The 19,753-nt window shown below is 34.5% G+C and carries 10 protein-coding genes, 2 pseudogenes and 1 riboswitch; all 12 genes and pseudogenes read right to left on the reverse strand.

Annotation, left to right across the window (positions count from 1 at the left end):
* Positions 1-956: 956 nt before the first annotated feature.
* Positions 957-2,588 (reverse strand): M28 family peptidase, encoded by a 1,632-nt coding sequence (locus tag J2S17_RS27715; protein WP_307480385.1) that lies wholly within the window; start codon positions 2,586-2,588, stop codon positions 957-959.
* 924 nt (positions 2,589-3,512) lie between these two features.
* Positions 3,513-4,937 carry a M14 family zinc carboxypeptidase gene (locus tag J2S17_RS27720; RefSeq protein WP_307480387.1) on the reverse strand — a complete coding sequence of 475 codons (1,425 nt, stop codon included), beginning with the start codon at positions 4,935-4,937 and terminating at the stop codon, positions 3,513-3,515.
* A 1,599-nt stretch (positions 4,938-6,536) separates the two neighbouring features.
* Positions 6,537-8,186 carry a pyridoxal phosphate-dependent decarboxylase family protein gene (locus J2S17_RS27725; RefSeq protein WP_307480389.1) on the reverse strand — a complete coding sequence of 550 codons (1,650 nt, stop codon included), beginning with the start codon at positions 8,184-8,186 and terminating at the stop codon, positions 6,537-6,539.
* A 230-nt stretch (positions 8,187-8,416) separates the two neighbouring features.
* Positions 8,417-9,547, reverse strand: a complete 1,131-nt coding sequence (locus tag J2S17_RS27730; protein ID WP_307480391.1) for a methyl-accepting chemotaxis protein — start codon at positions 9,545-9,547, stop codon at positions 8,417-8,419.
* A 57-nt stretch (positions 9,548-9,604) separates the two neighbouring features.
* Positions 9,605-10,315, reverse strand: coding sequence for a hypothetical protein (locus J2S17_RS27735; RefSeq protein WP_307480393.1), 711 nt, complete (start codon positions 10,313-10,315; stop codon positions 9,605-9,607).
* Positions 10,316-10,372: 57 nt separating this feature from the next.
* The gene (locus J2S17_RS27740; RefSeq protein WP_307480395.1) at positions 10,373-10,741 is read right to left on the reverse strand and encodes a hypothetical protein; all 369 of its coding nucleotides are present in this window, start codon (positions 10,739-10,741) and stop codon (positions 10,373-10,375) included.
* A 131-nt stretch (positions 10,742-10,872) separates the two neighbouring features.
* Positions 10,873-10,959, reverse strand: a riboswitch (cyclic di-GMP riboswitch).
* Between the two features lie 394 nt (positions 10,960-11,353).
* Positions 11,354-11,515 (reverse strand): annotated as a pseudogene (locus J2S17_RS27745) (TCP-1/cpn60 chaperonin family protein); the annotation flags it as partial.
* A 591-nt stretch (positions 11,516-12,106) separates the two neighbouring features.
* Positions 12,107-12,733: a hypothetical protein gene (locus J2S17_RS27750; RefSeq protein ID WP_307480397.1), complete on the reverse strand. Its 627-nt coding sequence runs from the start codon at positions 12,731-12,733 to the stop codon at positions 12,107-12,109.
* A gap of 621 nt (positions 12,734-13,354) precedes the next feature.
* Entirely contained in the window at positions 13,355-14,245 is an 891-nt protein-coding gene (locus J2S17_RS27755) for an AlbA family DNA-binding domain-containing protein (RefSeq protein ID WP_307480399.1), read from the reverse strand.
* A 143-nt stretch (positions 14,246-14,388) separates the two neighbouring features.
* Entirely contained in the window at positions 14,389-15,189 is an 801-nt protein-coding gene (locus tag J2S17_RS27760) for a TIGR02391 family protein (RefSeq protein ID WP_307480401.1), read from the reverse strand.
* Positions 15,190-15,980: 791 nt separating this feature from the next.
* Positions 15,981-18,131: a dsDNA nuclease domain-containing protein gene (locus J2S17_RS27765; RefSeq protein WP_307480404.1), complete on the reverse strand. Its 2,151-nt coding sequence runs from the start codon at positions 18,129-18,131 to the stop codon at positions 15,981-15,983.
* A 51-nt stretch (positions 18,132-18,182) separates the two neighbouring features.
* Positions 18,183-19,628, reverse strand: a pseudogene (locus J2S17_RS27770) (ATP-binding protein); the annotation flags it as partial.
* Between the last annotated feature and the right edge of the window lie 125 nt (positions 19,629-19,753).

The raw sequence follows: 19,753 nt of genomic DNA on the forward strand, positions 1-19,753 counted from the left end.
GGATTTCATTGAAATCATGTTCTAATCGCTGGATTGCAACATGAATTTGCGGGATTTCACTGAAATCATGTTCTAATCGCTGGATTGCAACATGATTTTGCGGGATTTCACTGAAATCATGTTCTAATCGCTGGATTGCAACATGAATTTGCTGAATTTCACTGAAATCATGTTCTAATCGCTGGATTGCAACATGATTTTGCGGGATTTCATTGAAATCATGTTCTAATCGCTGGATTGCAACATGAATTTGCGGGATTTCACTGAAATCATGTTCTAATCGCTGGATTGCAACATGAATTTGCGGGATTTCACTGAAATCATGTTCTAATCGCTGGATTGCAACATGATTTTGCTGAATTTCACTGAAATCATGTTCTAATCGCTGGATTGCAACATGATATTGCGGGATTTCATTGAAATCATGTTCTAATCGGTGGATTGCAACATGAATTTGCTGAATTCCACTAAAATCATGTTCTAATCGCAGGATTGCAACATGAATTTGCGGAATTTCACTAAAATCATGTTCTAATCGATGGATTGCAACATGAATTTGCGGGATTTCACTGAAATCATGTTCTAATCGCTGGATTGCAACATGAATTTGCGGGATTTCACTAAAATCATGTTCTAATCGATGGATTGCAACATGAATTTGCTGAATTTCACTGAAATCATGTTCTAATCGATGGATTGCAACATGAATTTGCGGAATTTCACTAAAATCATGTTCTAATCGCTGGATTGCAACATGAATTTGCGGGATTTCACTGAAATCATGTTCTAATCGCTGGATTGCAACATGAATTTGCGGGATTTCACTGAAATCATGTTCTAATCGTTGGATTAAAACTTAAAATGGAAAAATATAGTCTAACAGAATTTATCGTCTAGTGGATGGCACCTTACCTAAGTTCAATACCATCCATCTTGTCATCCAACTGTCCCCTAGCCTATGATGCTTCTTCCAAAATAGGTTCACCCAAAGCAGTCTGAGCAAGATACTCGAATATAGCAGTACTTATAATATCCCCAGCAAACTGAAGTCTTTCAGGGCTGATGTTTTCTATCGTATCGTGTGGAGTGTGATACTCTGGTTCCAATCCTCCTGAGACTGTTCCCATGTTAAAGCAAGCTGCAGTTATACCTAAATTATGGAATGGAACATGGTCAGATGATCCTCTCCTGAAAAGGATAAGCTTTTCTTTATCTTTGCCTAATTTGTCAAACGCAGCATTTGTAAAATCCCAGATTCGATTAGGTTGTCCATCCACCGTATTAACGGCAAGATAGGAAGCTGGTTCATATTTTGCTCCTAGCATTTCCAGCTGAAAATTGACCCCGCTTCTATCTATATCTGCTTGTGGCAACTGACGGACATACTCATTCGAGCCAACCAACCCGATTTCTTCCGCACCAAATGCAACAAACCTTATTTCTTTATCAGTAGGCATGTCCTTCATAATTCTTGCCATTTCAACAATCGTACTAGTCCCCGAAGCGTCGTCATTCGCTCCTGGAGAAAAAGCTATACTATCATAATGTGAAGTAATATAAACAATCTCTGGATTGATTACATTTGCAGGTTTCTTCACAGCAATCACATTTTGTGAATTTTGGTTTCGCTGTGTCTGCACTAGCAGGTTGGCCTTTACCTCTTCTTTAGATAGTTGAGTACGCAAAGTTTCTCCGTCCTTTTTCGAAGTACCAACTACCGGTATTCTACTGCTATTATTCAATGCTGGACGAAGTGGAGTGAGACTATCGATATTATCATAGATAACGACACCTATCGCTCCGGCTTCAGTAGCATTCTGGACCTTCTCCCAATAACTATTCTCTCCCCTTTGGATTAAGGCTATCTTCCCTCTTGCACTATCAGTGAATTGATTCGGCAAACCTAAACCTGCATCAAATAGATTGCCAGTCACGCCATGCTCACCCGTTTCAATCGATCCGCTAGCAGCGCCTAAAGGCAATTTATTATTCTTATCCGTAATAATTTGCAGCTTTCTTTCTACTCTATTATTAATGGGAAACTCTTGAAGCGATGTATCATATCCATAGCTCTCAAATTCATTTTTCAAGTATTGCGCCGCTTGTTTTTCTTCACTGCTTCCGGCAACACGTGGACCAATTGCAACACTTAATTGACGTATATGATCCATCACTCTTTCAGAATCAAAAATAACTTCCCAATTACTAATTAAAGAATCCGTATACTCCCTTAAAGCACCCGCAGCATTTTCGGAAATCAACCCGCCTTCTTCTTGGCTAGTAAGCAGTATCTGAAAACCTTCCATATGCTTTATCGCTTTTTTGAAAGACTTATTTTTCTCATAATGTTCCACCGCAGCAATATGGGTTTTCAATATTCGCGAAGCGGCAGTACTTGCAAACTCTCCATCCTTTTCAAATTTTTCTATAAGCGCATATAGATTAGCAATACTCGCATCTCTATCCTCTTGAACCACAAGTGATGAATCAAAAGAATTTGATACGTAAGTACTCTGTGGTGAAAACCCAGTGAGGAATGACATGATTAATATTGCTGATAAAAGTATACTCAAGCGACGAATTTTCATTTAATAACCCCCTTTATTTGTTGTTTTAGACATCCTATAACAATATTAATCTCTCATTATAGAACTGGATTACCTTCCTCACCTTGGAAGAAACTAAAATGACCCTATAATTGTATCCGCTTTCATATCACTGAATACAAACAAAAAGGTTGCTGTCTCATAGACTACTTCTTTCAAATTTATCCGTGTCTATATTGCCTGAATATACTTATAAAAACCTCAGCTTTGCCCCTTTGCGTTGTCTGTGTCTAGCTTCCAGCTCTACTTTTGATAAGTTTGAATTGACTTTAAATGATTCTCCAAGTTTCATATTATAAAATCATTTAGTTGGAACTTGTCTAATTGAATGTTCTTCAACCATAATAGATACGGATTTATGTGAAGAAATTTTGGAGTATTTCTTGATTTAGAAAATACGATAATGCCAAAGATGTTTGAAATTGGTGGTACCAAATCCGTATTGAACAAAAGTGAACGCCTGATGAGATTGCTTAATTACTTTTATCAATTACTGACATTTCTTCAACGATTCTTTTTTTCTCTTATTTCCAGTTTTAATACTTCCACTTAGACATAGCAATTTGGATAACACCTACAATTCTGGTAATTTAGTTGACATGCACCTTGGATTCCTTCCTAATTTACTTTGCGTTATATCATTTTCAGATGGTAAAATACTTGGTTTGATTCTTAAAATTTGTAATTAAACACACGGGTGGATTTCATGGGATAGCTTCTTTGTCACTAAAATGTGCTGTCGTTGGAGTTGTCAAATGAGAGGTATCGCAAATAACAATAAAGTAGAATAAGAAGTTTGAATACATGATTATTTTTTTAAGTATACCAAGCTCTTTTATTGCTAATCTAAAACCCCTCATCACCTTCACCTGTCTTCAAAAAATATTAGTTTGACTGCCATCTGCATTAGCTAGCTTTATCAACTACCAATTGTTGCTCAAGTAACTCTGTTAAATAATCAGTATTAGCCTTTAGCATTTGATGTGTTCCATTAGTAATTAAATTATTACTTTGCTGGTAATCAAGTAACTGTTTAAAACTATTCAGATGTTTAACGACCTTATCTAATTGAGCTGTCGCCTCATAATGGCTTAAAGCTGTTGCGTGTACCTTCAAGTCCTTAGCAGCACTGGCGTTTGCAAATTTGCCTATCTCTTCGTAACGTTCGACAAGCGCCTTAATATGAGAGGCAGATACACTTGGCGGTGTTTCCGGTAGTGATGGATTTATTGGAATAATTCCAGCATAATCCGTATTGTAACCGTCAATAGGTCTGATTGGCACCTCATTCCATCGTTGAGGATCAGCATTATATAACTCCCCTGAGGCAAGTCCAGACAAAAAGGCATGAGTTGCGATGACATTTTGCTGCACTAAAGGCTCGCGCTCTTCATCCAAGAATTGACCAGAAGTCTCTAAGAAAACAGCAGGATTGCTATGTCCATCAGGATTAAGACCTTCATAATTGATACCAAGCATCATTCCGGAGGATACTCCGCCGCGAATATCAATTACTCTGCTACCCGTTATATACTGATCAACGGTAAACTCTTTATACGGTTTCATAGCATCGTATACAGTAACCATGGCTTGGCGAGTTAAATCTTCGTATTCGCCATCTTTAATATTAGGGATAGTAGGTCCTCCAGGGGCCAAGGAGATTCCTAATGACAGCGTCACGGGAATATCTGTACCGTAAAACATTTTATTACCTTGATGATGAATATCCATCATCAAATCAGGCTTAATCTGTGTCCAGAATTTGTAATATCCGACTGATTCGATTGCTGCATAACCGCCTTCAGCCCAGTCTCTGTTTAAATCGACAGTGGTTGTTCTGCCTCCATCATCCAACTTGGGTTCTCCTGTCTCATGATCATACAAAATCGTACCTCGCTGATTCCTTTCAGCTCCATCGACATTATACATTGGGATAAAATACATCGTTAACTCTTCCATTATCTCTTTGTAAGAGGCATCTTTTTCCTCTATCAAATTTTCAATAAGACGTAACGTCGCGTTCGTTCCATAGGGTTCATTTCCATGAATACGTCCCTGAACCCACACCTTCTTGTCTCCGTTACCTATTTTTGCAACATAAAGATCCTTTCCTGTCTCACTTCTTCCTTCTTCAATCCCGAGATCGCGAAGTGTAAATACTTCAAGCTTTCCATCACTTTGCTGTTCAAGCCCATTGAGGATCTCTACCATTCCATCGTAACGAATGACATCCGATCCTATTGAACTTTCAGATTCCGCACCAGCTACCCCTACCGAGGATATAGTAAGAAGTAATACTGTAATAAGCACAAATAACCGTTTCTGAATCAATTTTCCCACTCCCTTGAAATTTTGTAGTTAGGTTGTATTCTGCAGAGGTTTAATACGTCCAATGTCCATTTGCGGGCTACCAACTATCTCATCAACTGAATCATTTTTTAACCATCATCACCTCCTTATTAACTCAATAAATTCTATTAAAATATCTCCTCTTCATATATCTTTATAATATTTAACATATGGAGAACTAATTGGAGAGTCCGAAGCGACCTTATTAAGATACGTCTAGCCCGATAATAGATCTGATAAATCCAACCGGAATATATTTATCGTAATTAAACTATTATGTATATAAAAATACTTCAGCCTTCTCGCTAATTTGTTTGAAATGAGTGGTAGTTTAAGAGGTTTTATACGAAGCCGCAGACATGATGGAATAAAACACTATTCTATGTTTAAAATTGATACTTAACATAGATTAATATATCAGAATTATCGTAATATTAAAATAATTATAAAAGAAACAGTTATAAGGTAACATATTTTCTCTCAATCTGTATCCATTTTCTAGCACTATTCTAATCCATACATTTTGTTTCATTTAGGATAATACTCCTATGGTCACATCACAATAATGGGTCGTGCAACCATAAGATTCTTCTCCATTTTCCTGCCTTTCCACTTTTTCGCCCGAATGTCTAGCCATCCACTTCACCTTCGCTGTTGCAGTTTACCCACTTTTAAAGACTGATTACTTTATTTATCCACACAAAGATTGAAGAAAATAGTTCTTCTCAATCCAACCTTTTAACTATCTCTTTTTTTGAAAATGCATTATCAAGTTTTCCTTTTCCCTATCCAATCTCACAATTTGTGGTTCTTGGTATTCAAGGTAACCATACTCAACATTGGTGATTTTCCTTAATAAGGTCTGATGGGAGTAATACATTTATCTTAAAAAGAGCCAGATATTTACCTGTATATGAGTAATTTTTGTGAAAAAATTCTTTGTTTTAACTGAGAAATATCATATACTTCATCCGTTCTTGTTCTCACATTTTAATATATTCTTCCAATTCTATTGCTGCTTCATTGTCCATGAAGCTTTATAAAAATCATTTATTTGACATTCCCTGCCTCAATCAAGAACTGAACTTATTCCCCATTTCCATACAAAAAAAGAGGCTTCCCATAAGTTTGATCACTTTCGGGGAGCCTCATTTAGAGGTTTATTCAATATTAATGGAGCAAATAGGATGTTTTCTTACTGAGCACCGAAGGGTATTCAGTAGACATCATGCCGCCCTTAAGATGAAAGTGTGTAATATCTTTAACGTTTTGTGTAATTAGCGCGGTATATTAATGTTTATGCTAATAAAAGGTGCAATATCTTTAATGCAAATTTATTGCTTTTCACTTGAGTGCGTTAGCAAAATGTTAGCATTTTGCTAACGCACGTTTTTCATTCATGCCCATTCTCTACATGTTTCTAGTCAATTAAAAGAAAAACAATAACATGTTTACTCATCTTTCTTAAACCCAATAATTATTTTAATTATGCGACGTTTAGGAGGGGAAGCTTTGATACTAGTAAACAACAATATTACCTAAAAAAGTATCTAACCTATTGATTAATCTTTTTTTACCTCATTAGGATCTTATCATTATATTTTTACTACTTCTCGTTTTCAGAAAAAATTCTAGGTGTTCTTTTAGAAATCCAACATAACGGTCGACCTCTTCTATTGTTGAGTATGGCGAGATCGCAAAAAATTTATGCGCATATACGGATATCCGCTTGTTTGAGTTTGCTGCTTCCACGAGACACTGCTTTTTTGTATTTCCAAAGAAGACGGTATCTCGTTCGGCACCAATTACCTCTGCAAATTCGTCATTAAATTGATTAATTTCCGTCATTTCTTCTACGGTTAAGAGTCCGTTCAATTCATCATTCCATTTTGTCTTTTCAGGATAAAAACGGAATGTTGTAACCGGAGAAACCTCATTCGTGATTACTACATTCGAAATTTCTTTTGTTAACGTCTCTCTAAATGCAATATTGACACGAATATAGTTGGCTAAAAGCTCTTGATAGCCCTCGATTCCAAATGCTAATAAAGACGCATAAATCGCCAAAGCACTTCCCATTCGCGAGCATTCAAGCGTGTAGCCTGTATGATAGCTACCATAACCACGATTCCCAACATACGGCGTTTCCGCTGCATCTAAATCAACATACTTAAGATACTCTCTATTTTTGATTAAAAATAAACTCGTGATATATGGCGTTTGTCCAAGCTTATGGAAATCAAAGACCATACTATCTGCAAGCTTGATATGTTTAAACTTCTGTTGATAGGATTTCAATACCTCATTAACGTTGTCTTCAAATCGCAGAGGATTACTTTCAAAGTCGTAATTATTAAAGAAAGTATACATGCCCCCCATAGCAGAGTCTGCATGGATATAGATTGGAGATATGCCATATGTGCGTTCCAATTCTTCCGCTATCAGCTTAATCCCCTCAATGTCATCAACCCCAAATGTATCAGTAGTTCCCATTGTGGCAAGGACATACAGAGGAACGCCGCCTTTTGCAATAACATGCTCCATTTTTTCTTTTAAATCTTCTAGATTCATTGAATGATCAGCATTAGCCTTCACGCGAATCATGTATTCTACACCAATCCCAGTTGCTTCTACAGATTTATACAGACTGTAGTGTGATAGCTCTGAACAGAAGCAATAGAGATTTTGCGGTACACCCTTTTGATTAGAGGACGGCGCGTAACGGGCAATGGCAAGACGTAAAGAGTTAAAGACAGCCCCTTGTCCTCCCCAAGTTGTATATCCTGCACTGATGCTTTCATCGTATCCGATAAGTTTGGATATCATGCTAGTTACTTCGATTTCTGCTGTAGCTGCTGCTGGGCCTTCCACATCCCAAAGATTGTTCCCATTGACTAGCACCATTACTAAATTCCCGATGATACTAGAAATATTAGGAAGGGGCGCTGCATTGGCTACATAATTTCGATTGACGTACCGGTGTCCTTCTACCAATTTTAGAAGCTCCTGAATCACTTCCTCCATCGGCACACCCGTTTTTGGAACATCTGCCTTTTGAATGATACGATTATAATAATCGTCTGTGTACTCGGGCATTTCTCCTAGCGTTAGTTTGTTAGGTTCCTTTAATTCATCTATTTTCGTTAAAATCGTCTTAAAGTAGGACAATAATTCCTCTCTTTGAAAGTCATTCCCGTCCATACTAGGAAACAATTTTTGTATTTTCTTCATTGTTTTACCTCCTTGAAGTTTTTACTAGAAGTAGTTTTATTTAAAGAAAATTAAAATCCGATTGGATAGCCCTGCTACCCTAAAAAAGAAGCTTCCCACAAGGTAGATACAACCTATGAGAAGCACTCTTATGTTTATCCGCCAGCAAGGTGAATTCTTTATACTGCTACACTGACCTTATTTTCAGCATCCTGCTACACTTTAGCTTTCGCAATTTCAATACCATGTTTCTATGTAAATAGTAATTTATTTACATCCTCTTTTAACTCTACAAGATTCTCGGCTTCCTGAACAAGTTTTTGCATTGTATGCAGTTCATCATCACTAATTACTATTAGTTCCTCAAACATTTCAAAGGATTCCCGAGAGATAGAAGCTATCTCAGCCATTGTTGTCATGATCTGGTGAGAAGCAGAAGATAATTCTTCCGTACTTGCAGAAGAATTTTCATTATTTTCCGCTATGATCTTTGTAGTAGATAGAATCTTTTCAAACATATTCCCAACCTCTACAACGGTTGTATTTGTATCTTTAAATTCTTCTGTTCCCTGTTGCATTGACTTGATAACTATTTCAGTTTCTTCTTGTATATTCTTTACAATATTTGATACTTCAGAAGCAGACTGGCGTGATTGTTCGGCTAATTTTCGAACTTCATCAGCAACAACCGCAAATCCTTTACCTTGTTCACCCGCACGAGCAGCTTCTATTGCCGCATTCAATGCCAATAAATTAATTTGTTCTGAAATCCCTGTAATTACTTTTACAATAGTGCCGATTTCATGAGATTTTTCTCCGAGTTTATTTATTGAATCAAATGTTGTATTTACCGTTTGATTAAACTGCTCCATTTTTTCTAAGGAATCCTTTAAGTTCTCGTTTCCTACTTGCGTCAATTCTAAGGTAGTATTCGATTGTTCCGAAATTTGATTTGATCTCACTGATAGATCTTCGATAGCCTGTGCCATTTCTTCCATAGATGCGGCGCTTTCTTCTGTAGCTACTAATTGTTTCTGTAATCCTCTACCTACTTCATCAATTGCCGCTCTAACAATATCCGCTTTCTCAGAAGCATATTCACCGATATCAGTGAGGTTTTCGCCTTTTTCATGTACATTTTTTGAAAATGAAAAAAACTTTTCCCTTGCACGGCTGAAAAACTCAATTAGTTGATTAAATACAGCATGATCAGAACTTCTTTCATCAATTTTGTTTGTGATATTACCTGCTGATATTTCTTTCATTCCATTTATTATTTCTTTTTTTATATGATGATGATGTTTTAACGAAAAATATCGGTAAGCAAAATACACTGATACCCCCATTAAGATAACAATTATAGCTAGCATAATAGCTTCCATGATAAATAAATCCCCTATCTTCTATTAAAGATTGAATTAGACTTAATTATGAATATTTTAAAGCTCTCTTATTATGATATATGTTCCGTCCGATACATTTGCAGGAATACTATTCAACTTACTATTATCCTGATATTTATGAACAATATAATTTCCTTCTAAATCTTTATATTTTTTCATATTATGATATTTTTCCATTACACGTATCGACTTCGGATTTGTCGCTTCACCTAAAACAGCCTTCAAACCTTGTGATGATGCCTTTGTTATCAATCTATTTCCTAATTGCTGAATAATTTCATGACGGTCATGTTCAGCTATCACTCCTAACATGAATAGGTGTAATAACTCTCCGTCTTTGATTTCTTTTCCGTTTCGATTTTTATAATCTTCTATGAAACGTTTATCCACATCCTCCAGAACACGCAGAATGACATTCATATCATAAAAAGAACCTTCAAATATATCTTCTCCGATAATCTCTGGCGCATTTGTATCTCCTGCAAGTACACCAGCAACATTATTATTAGTATCTAGAGCGACTGCGCAATATCCCTGCTCTATTGTAGAGGCTAAATAATCCTTGGTAAACTGATAGAAATCTTCATAACCTATATTTAATTGACCTACCATCGGTTCCTGAACCCATTTCCCTGAAACATCCACTCCAATAAATGAACGAGCTAGACACTCAGCTGCTTTCTGAATTAAAGCTGGTTGTTCCTTCGTTATAATCTCATATGTATACAACACTTCTGTTGTTTGCATTTATTGATCTTCCTTTCAAATTATAAAATAAAAATTCCCTTTCTATTGGACCTAACATTACATAGAATGATGTACTTTATCGATAAATGTACCTGTGAAATCAATTCTTTCAAGTGCATTCCTAATTTGCACTTGAGCAATTTTAGATGACGGCTTTACTACAAGGATATTCTTAAAACCTAAGCTAGAATAAAATTGCATCGTTTGCTCCAACTGCGGTACAACTTTTGATGGGACAGGTGTTTGGTGAGTCCCATCGACAACAAACGTATATTCTTGTCTTGATACTTTATTAATCGTATCCTGTAAATCTATCATATAACCTTCTGCATCTTCCGCCCTCATTAATCCATGCACCTGGACATGTACTTCTTTCGCAATCTCATTAATTGCCATTTTATATTTCTTTTTATCTACGACTATCATCTTTTCATCTCCCTTTCCCTATAGTCTGCTATACTTCATTGTTGACACTTGCACGTTCTGTTCATAAGAGTGTAATAAATAAAAGCTATCCCAAATATAGATAAGGATAGCCAAATAAACTTGTTATTATTCTTGGCAACCCGACTATCATTATCCAGTAGGATTTTAGACTCGTAGCTTTGCGTCCTTACCTTTCGATAAGTTTGCCTTTTTCAATTTTAGAAAACATAGTACAAATATCATGATAACATATTACTACAATAGTATAAATTATTTGCCATATTTTGTCGAACTATAGATGTTTTTCTTTTTCTACTTACGCATAATCTAATCAACTTATATGGTGAATTTCTATTGTTTTTGTCAAATCTATTTCTTTATATTGCTTCATATTAAACAAAACTACTCTTGTGCTAATCATGGACAGGATCCGGTATTTATATGATGGGATTACGAATAATGGATATCCAATTTACGAAAGAAATAAAAAGAAGCTTCCCACAAGTTTGGTCAACTTATGAGAAGCTTCTGTCATTTTATTGGTAGTAATATGTTAGCATATCTCTAATATTTTTTAACACATCTATTCATGTTAAGGGTTGGGGGGTGTTATTACATCATGCCGCCCATTCCACCCATGCCGCCCATGTCAGGCATTGCAGGGGCACCAGCAGGTTCTGGTTTGTCAGCTACGACTGCTTCTGTTGTTAAGAACATTGCAGCGACTGAACCAGCGTTTTGAAGTGCTGAACGAGTAACTTTAGTTGGGTCAACCCTTGGCAACACTGAGTTTTATAATCAAGTATTGTTTATATTCAATTAGCAGTAACCACTTCTTGTAATAAAGCTTCAATAAGAATTATAAAGTAGTGACTGTAAACTGTAAAGTTGTTAGACAGATACTAATCCAAACCCCCAATGTTGCAGCAATTAGATTAACTGTTTAAATTTTGGATTGTGGTAAAAAAGCATCGCAGAGATATAAAAACCTTGGTATGTGGATGGCGATACCTACCCCCTCTCCCCAATCCCCTAGTAAATATACCAAAAAAAACCGTTCGAGTGAAAAAATCATTATGAGGTTAAATAAGTAATAGGTTTCAATGTTAACGGAACTCGTGGAAATCCAATCAACAGACCTACTGGCAGGTTACAAGCGGTATGTAGACCGTTGGAGACACTTGTATTCCATCCAGTCTTGGTAAATATTGATATATCAATATTTATCCGTACCACCCCGACGGTTGTTTCGACTATTCGTCCGCTCTTCAAGTAGTTCACCTGTTCTGCAGGTTCAAAGGAAATTATGAAATGCTAAATTTTCACCTCCAAACTGATACTCATAATCCCCTCAAGTGGTACCGATTACACCCTTATTACATCAGACAATGCAGTGTGAAATTGTTCCTTTGTTACGATTAACAAATTTGTGGTATTAAACGTATTTTTATCTGCTTCTTTTAGATAATGCAAGTAACGTACTAGTCTAACAAAAGCTTTCAACTTATCGTCGGTCCAGGGAATTACTACTCCCAATCTTCCAAGAGCAGATGCGTTAATTGCACCACCCATTAAGTGTTTCCGACTTACTTTGTTCTCAATTTCTATTGCCATAAAACACCTTGCATTTAAGTTTTGATATATAACGTTTTCATAAGTACCTGCTTCTACAAAATCTCCATAACGATACAAATTATCTCGGTTGAAATTAATTAAGCGTTCAACAAAATCACGGATACTGTTAACTCTAAACATTTCGTTGTAGTCCATCTCGTGCCTTTGATGAGTTGCAAAAGGTCCAACTGCTACATCCACTCTTGGAGAGTAAATATTTAATGCTCTTTCATCTCTCATTGCATCCCATTCTGTTCTAACATCAGTATTTGGAAACAATATTTCCAATTTCCCCTTAAGATACTCTTGATAAATTTCAAGTTTAACTTCCCCTATATTTTCCAAATTAATATCATTAATTTCTTGAGTTCCAGACATAAAACACTCTCCTTGTTTAATTGTTAAATAATTTTTATAATATATTTTTTGAGTAATTATTCATCGAACTGTATGGCTCACCCTACAATTAAATAGAATATTACCATTATACAAAAAACTTCTAATACTAACTATATCATCCTTCTAATACCCCTTAACTATTAAGCCGTTTAAAAAAAAGCTTAGTTGTGTTTCTAAACCGTCTGTCATCCAAAAAGTCCTGATACGCAAATTTCAACAACAAAAAAACCACTCCCTAATTTTTATAGGAAGTGGTTATTGCTATTGATATAAATTATTTACATGACTACTTCTCAAAATGGGTGAAAAATAGCCGTAACTATTTCTCAAAATTAGGCTTCAATAAGACCCGAAAGCCTTACATCATGCCGCCCGTAAGGTGAAAGTGTGTAACATCGTTAATGAGAGGTGCAAAAAGTGCGGTAAATCAACGTTTTGGATATTTCTGGTTGTAACATCTTTTACGGGGATTTACCGTTTTTTATGGGATTGCGTTAGCAAAATGTTAGCATTTTTTGATTAAGTATTTTAATGTTTATAACTAACCTGTATACCTAGTAATAATGTCGATCCGTAATTTTTCTACTTTTCCATATTATTTTAAACTTTCACTTTCCATAAAAACTCACCTTTAGCGAATACCACGCAATTTTTTTCATCAACAGTATATTCATTATTAAGGGTATCATACAATCTTAATTTAAATAGGAATTCCTTTTCTGTAGTCCCATATTGATCTAACCCCAACCTCAAACAATCAGTAGAGGTAAATCCTAGATGGAGATCTCCGACTTTCTCTGACATAGGGCTTAAAGCTAATTTAAAATCTGCACCAACATAATTATCCAATCCATAAACTGGGTGCTTGGATATGATGTTATTCTGATTATCTAATACATATAATGTCCCACCAATAATTGTTACTGGTAATGAAGTATGATTTCTTATCGAAACTTGAAGATAGGCAAGTCCCTCATTGTCATTTACCGCTCGCAAAATTGGGTTTAACATACTAATATAAAAATTTTCTTTATTATTATAGATTTTATCTAAGTCACTTCTATTAGCTGAAGAATTTTTGCTACCTTTTCTGATAATACAACTTCCTAGTTTTAAAGAAGCTATTTCTTTCTTTATTAAGTAAGGTTTATTATTATTATCATTAGCAATTTTTAAAATCCCAAGGGTTTTTCCTTCATAAATATGTTTAAAATAATCAATTGTTATATCAGGTTCTACATAATTTAATATGATATCCTGATAGATAGCTGAATCGACAAACTCTTCGTTTTTATCAATACCGATAATTTCACAATCATCGTTAACACCAATAATAATGAATTTATCTCCATCGTAATGAGAATTTGCCATTGCCATTACATCTTTAATAAAATTCGGATTTAATTTTGGAGGGTATTGTTTTAGTTTATAATCTAAAAAATCACATTCGTAACCCTCTTCTAATAAATTATTTATTTGCTCTTTAATCATTCAGATTCCCCCCAAAAACCTACTAAGTATGTGTATCTTATTTAATAAGAATAGTAAAACCAAGCTCTATAATCTGTTGAGAATAGCGCTCCGTTTGAGGAAGAATAAAAACACAACACATAGCTTAGAATTCTCGTTTTCACTTAATTACTCTTTTCGATTCTACGTAAAACGTAAGAGGCTAAAGTAAATAAATCAATTGAATCTTCTTCCGACATATTCCATTCAATTTTTGCTGCATGAGCTGTTGGATTTCTAAACGTACCAAACAATCCCTTTGCTAGATTTACAAATCCCTTTTGCTCACTAATTTCAGATTCAGTTTTAAAAGAATTGATTTTTAGCAAGGGATTACTTCCTCCAAAGGCTTCCTCAACCAATTTTGCTCCGTCACTTACTAATCCAGTCTTAGTCCTAATCATAGAAGCAATACTTTTTGTTGCCTCTAATACTGCATGAAAATAGTTATTTTGAAGAAGTTCTTTTTTACAATACTTTAGCAAATGAGGATGTAGATGTCGGGAAGTTACTCTTTCCGTAAGCCGAGATGCCCTTTTTTCCGCTTCAGCTAAAGTTTTTGTTGATAGTACCCTATGAAATTTCCCATCATCTTTAAACTCCAATCCATGAAACAGAAGTATCGTGTTGATTTTTTCTAGTTTGTCATAGTAAAAGTCCTTATTTCCTATATAACGACTTGGCGCAAATGATTTAGAAATAAAAGATAAAACACAGTTTCCTGAATTAGTTTGATTTTGTCGATTAGCTAGAGCATTATACAATCTCTTCCACTTAGTAAGTGTCGGATCAGTATCCTTAAATTTTAACATTCTCAAAAAATACTCAATTTGCGATCCAGTCAAGCCATCATTGGTATCAGCTATTATCCTACAAAGCGTCTCTAGTTCACCTTCATTAAAAGTCTTTCTGTTTACTTTATGCACTGCCTATCACCTCAGTTATTTAGCCATAATTCTATTTTTTATACTTTTTTCATTAATCAACTATTAACTATTACTATAGGTGGTTACGTTATCAATTTATTTTTATCATGTTTAGGATTTAAATTTCTTCTATTTTCCCGAAAGAAAATTCTGTCCAAGTTACAACCTCTTGATAGATCCAGTTATATTTTAACATAAATACCCAACTGAAATGTAGGTTTTAGGGATTCCCATAAGAATATGTACAGTGGAACATGTTGTACTTAAATAAAGAAAAAGGCTTCTCAAAAGTTTAGATAACTAATGAAAAGCCTCTTTGAATTTTATATTATGTTAGCATTTTGTTAGCAAATCACCACAAAATGCTTATATACCATGGGTTTGAGCAGCTATCACATCATGCCGCCGTAAGCTGAGAGTGTGTAATATCTTTAACGAGAGGTTCAAAAAGCGCGGTAAATCAACGTTTTAGATATTGTTGGCTGTAACATCTTTAACGGGGATTTACCGTTTTTTATGAGATTGCGTTAGCAAAATGTTAGCATTTTAACAAACACTATTTAAAAGTTTATTCCCTTTATTCATTATGTTGAACCAAACTAGGATACGATGTTTACTTTTTAAAGGAGGTTATTTTTTGTAATTTTCTTAACTTATTTTAATTTTCGATCCTTTAACGGTAGACTCCTGTTACTGTATATTCAGTTCTTACTTTCTTTGTTTATCTCATTAAAGCATTAGGTTACAGGCAGACAGCCAATTTCCAAAAATCTTCAAATGATGCTCACTGATTAAACTGGCAGTATAACATCTTTAATATATGCTTCTCGAGGGTAGGAAGCACTTTTCATGATTTTAATTGAATATACATCAAATATAATATGTACCTTCTGTTTGGATTCTCCACACTCCAAGATTAAAACTGCTTTTTCAAAATCAGGCGGTTTCTCTACTTTGCTACAAAATTTAAAATAATTATCTCCTCCCTTTTTAAACCATCCCGTGATCACTGAATTTCCTACTCCTACTTGAACATGAATTGCATTTTGTAATTCTTCAATGAGTACATTGGTTGCCTTATCTTTGCTAATATACTCTTTAAAATGCCAGCGACCTTTGTCCTGTTCATCAGTGAAGTAGTAGTCTTTATTCAAATAGGTATTATCTTGCAATGACATGGATTTAATCACTTTATCAAATTCGTTTTTGGAACGGTATAACTTAATTATAGATGGTACGTATTCGTAACCATTTTCAGCATACAGATTGTGTTCAGAAAAAATTTTCTTAGACATCTCCAAAAATGAATCAACCGTGCATCCTATTGCAATTTGGCTGTTTTCTCCTTTAATAAGTAAGTATTCGCGAATGGATGTACGGATGATATAATCCTCTCCGGATTTTGTACAGAGAATGAGTTGCATATTTTTCAATGAACCGTCTAAGATCACAATATTTTTGTCAATTTTAATTTTTCCGTTATTCTCGTTAAACAATAGATCAGACAGCCAACTGTTTAAATAATTAAATGCCTTTTCATTCCCCATGCTAAGGAGACACAACGACATTTCCCTCAATACCTCTTTAGAATCTTTATCGGATACATCATTATGATCAAGATACTTTTGAAAATAATCATATGACTCTTCATTCAACCCGTAGTATCGTAAAATTTTCCCTTTCTCAAGATAAGCCTTATAAAAAGTCGGATCCATCTCGATTGCTTGATCTAAATATGCAATAGCCTCATTTTTCGAAACTAAGGGGCTGATGCCCACCAATACCTCCTTATTCAAAGGTTGCTTTATTAGACAAAAACGGTAATAACCCAAACTTTCACCATGGTTACCTACCATATTATGAAGTTTAGCTAGCGTTAAATTAACTTCAAACGTGCTTTCATTCAAAAAAGCATTCGTCAAACTGTCAATTGCTCTGGAATAATCCTTCCTCTCAATAAATACAAGACCTTTAAAATAATACGAATAATAAAGGCAGTCTAGCTGTTTTATCAGTTGATTGCATTGTTTTATCAACTTGTTCATTTTCCCAGACTGAAAGAGTAACCATAGATAATAGTACATAAATGAGTCTTCATACTTATTAATTTCACATGCTAGTTTCTGAGCATTACTCCACTGTTCTGTCTCAATATATAGCTTGATTAAAGTGAGTTTATCTGAAAAATGTGTTTTCTCGGCTATATCTTTGTTTAGAGCCCCCAAAATGGATTCCTTTGAATAATCAAAATAAATAATACTTCGCGGCATCTCATGTCTGATACTCTTTTTTCTAGGGCAACTAAGAACTAGTTCTCCAATTTCATTCTTGTTAAGAAAACCACGATTAGGACGCAAATGTAGTGAAATATTCGTAATAAGCTTATTAAACAAATCTTCAATTTCAATTTCCAAATTTTGCGCAGCTAACCAACGATACATATGAAAGCCTACCACTTCTTTGATTTGTGCATCAGGGATTTCTTCAAATTCAGTTCCGTGAAAAATTGCCGGATCGAGTCCATTTTTCCGCAGTAGTTCGTTGAATTCTTCTTTAATATCGTATTTTTCTTGTTCACTCCTATGAGTTTCATTTATATTAATAAAATACTGATAACTTTTAAGCAAGCTTTTGAATTTTTGATCATAGCTTGAGGCGATGATAACATGTTTAACGTATTTATTATCGCTATTGACAGACTTCGATTCTAATATTTTTCTGATTTGTGGAGTTGTGAGCGTTGTATTTTTGACCTGCACATACATCTCATGGGTATCGAATAGTATCGTAAAATCATCATCTGTTTCAAAGGTAATTTCTTTAAATGATTTGCTTTCAATATGCTTGCACATATACAGAAGGCTGACCAAATCTTGGTAGGCTATGCCATTGGCTAGATTAGAACCACCCGTTTTATATGGGCTATAATAATTTTTATCCATATATGTCCTCCTCTGAAATTTCGTATTGTGCGAATTAGAAATAGTCAATATTCATAAAGATTTCTCTTCTTCCATAAAACCAGCTAATAATAATCTATCATCTATTTCTAATTCTTGATATTGATCTAATATAGCATGTTTTATATCAGTTCCATTATCAGTCCAACATATGAACCATTCTTCTTTTCTACTGCGCTCAGACATTTTCTCCATATAAAAATCCCACACCACTGATAGATTGTTTTCTCTTAAATATCTTTCTAAATAGTCAGCTCTAAATAACAAATTACTTTCATATCCCATATACTGAGCATCAAAGGCAACTAAATTTTTTTCACTATCTTCCCAGATCCCCTCAGAAATTTGAAATAACATAAAAAACTTAACTAAATTAGCATTTGGCAAAAGGTAGCTACAAGAAGTTCTGTCGCCAGAAGCAGGATTAATATTTGTTTCCCACAAATATTCCCATATGGCATCTTCACAATCGATATCTTCAAATTCACTTTTATAAAACATTTCAGAAAAGGACGGATGCCAATAATGTTCAAATGCAAATACACTATACGCATTTGCCCAAGAAACACCTGTATCTCCTTTCTTATCTAATTTTAAAGCAATATATTTTTCTTTATCTGAATTAGATAAAAAAACAGCTTTTGACTTTATGCAAAATTCATCCTTATCAACAAATTTTTTATCATTATTACTACTCTGAACAAATTGAGCTAAAGATATATATTTATTACCTTCATATTCAATAAAAATAAATTCATCAAGCTTATTAAACTCTTCTTTATTTTGCGCCCAGATTTTATCTTGGTTATATGGTAAATAGGATTTAATAAATTTTTGTTGACTGTTATCTTTTAATGGGTACTCCAATAAACTAGGATCAATGTTTCTTAGGAAAGGATTCCATGGACCGTTAAACTTCTTGAAATAGTCTTTCTCGATGCCTAGGAAATGATCTTCTTCTTTTAAAGTCTCTTCATTTTCTTCGACTATCAGTTCTATACCTTCTCCTGAATAAGTTTGAGTTAATTTATCCATATATGAATACATTTTTTCATTTTGCAACTCCTTATATTTTTGATATTCAGGAGTAAACAATTTTATTTCGTTGTATATAGGATAGTTATCAGTTAATTTAGCTAGTAACTCATATAGTGCAATCCATTGATATTTTTTCCCAATTCGTTCTACTAGATTTTCATGTCTACTATGATATCTTAAATTTCGATCATAATTACCATGTTTTTTTTCATCATATCCATAGTCAATAATCCTCATTGTAGCAATATTGCTTAAATATTGGTCGTCAAATTGATTTTTCCAATCATATAATGCACTCCCAAATACATACCTTCCAAAATCACCATACCCCCCAGTTCCTCTTCCATATTCAGTTGTCATAGATCTAATTACCGCATGAAATCCACCGAACTCTTCCCCTGTCACTTGCTGCATTTCTTTTAACTTTTCATCTATACTTCTACTATACTCCAACCTCTATATCCAACATATTGGATAGGCTACACTTAGTTAGACAGAATTTTTAAGGTCAAGTAGACTACATATAATACTTTCAAGGAGAATCTACATGACTAAAAGAGAACGCC

Source organism: Cytobacillus purgationiresistens, assembly GCF_030813235.1.
Taxonomy (GTDB): Bacteria; Bacillota; Bacilli; order Bacillales; family Cytobacillaceae; genus Cytobacillus; species Cytobacillus purgationiresistens.

Coding starts and splice junctions, on each gene's coding strand:
- J2S17_RS27715 (WP_307480385.1), bottom strand. CDS start 2,588: ATGAAAATTCGTCGCTTGAGTATACTTTTATCAGCAATATTAATCATG.
- J2S17_RS27725 (WP_307480389.1), bottom strand. CDS start 8,186: ATGAAGAAAATACAAAAATTGTTTCCTAGTATGGACGGGAATGACTTT.
- J2S17_RS27730 (WP_307480391.1), bottom strand. CDS start 9,547: ATGGAAGCTATTATGCTAGCTATAATTGTTATCTTAATGGGGGTATCA.
- J2S17_RS27735 (WP_307480393.1), bottom strand. CDS start 10,315: ATGCAAACAACAGAAGTGTTGTATACATATGAGATTATAACGAAGGAA.
- J2S17_RS27740 (WP_307480395.1), bottom strand. CDS start 10,741: ATGATAGTCGTAGATAAAAAGAAATATAAAATGGCAATTAATGAGATT.
- J2S17_RS27750 (WP_307480397.1), bottom strand. CDS start 12,733: ATGTCTGGAACTCAAGAAATTAATGATATTAATTTGGAAAATATAGGG.
- J2S17_RS27755 (WP_307480399.1), bottom strand. CDS start 14,245: ATGATTAAAGAGCAAATAAATAATTTATTAGAAGAGGGTTACGAATGT.
- J2S17_RS27765 (WP_307480404.1), bottom strand. CDS start 18,131: ATGGATAAAAATTATTATAGCCCATATAAAACGGGTGGTTCTAATCTA.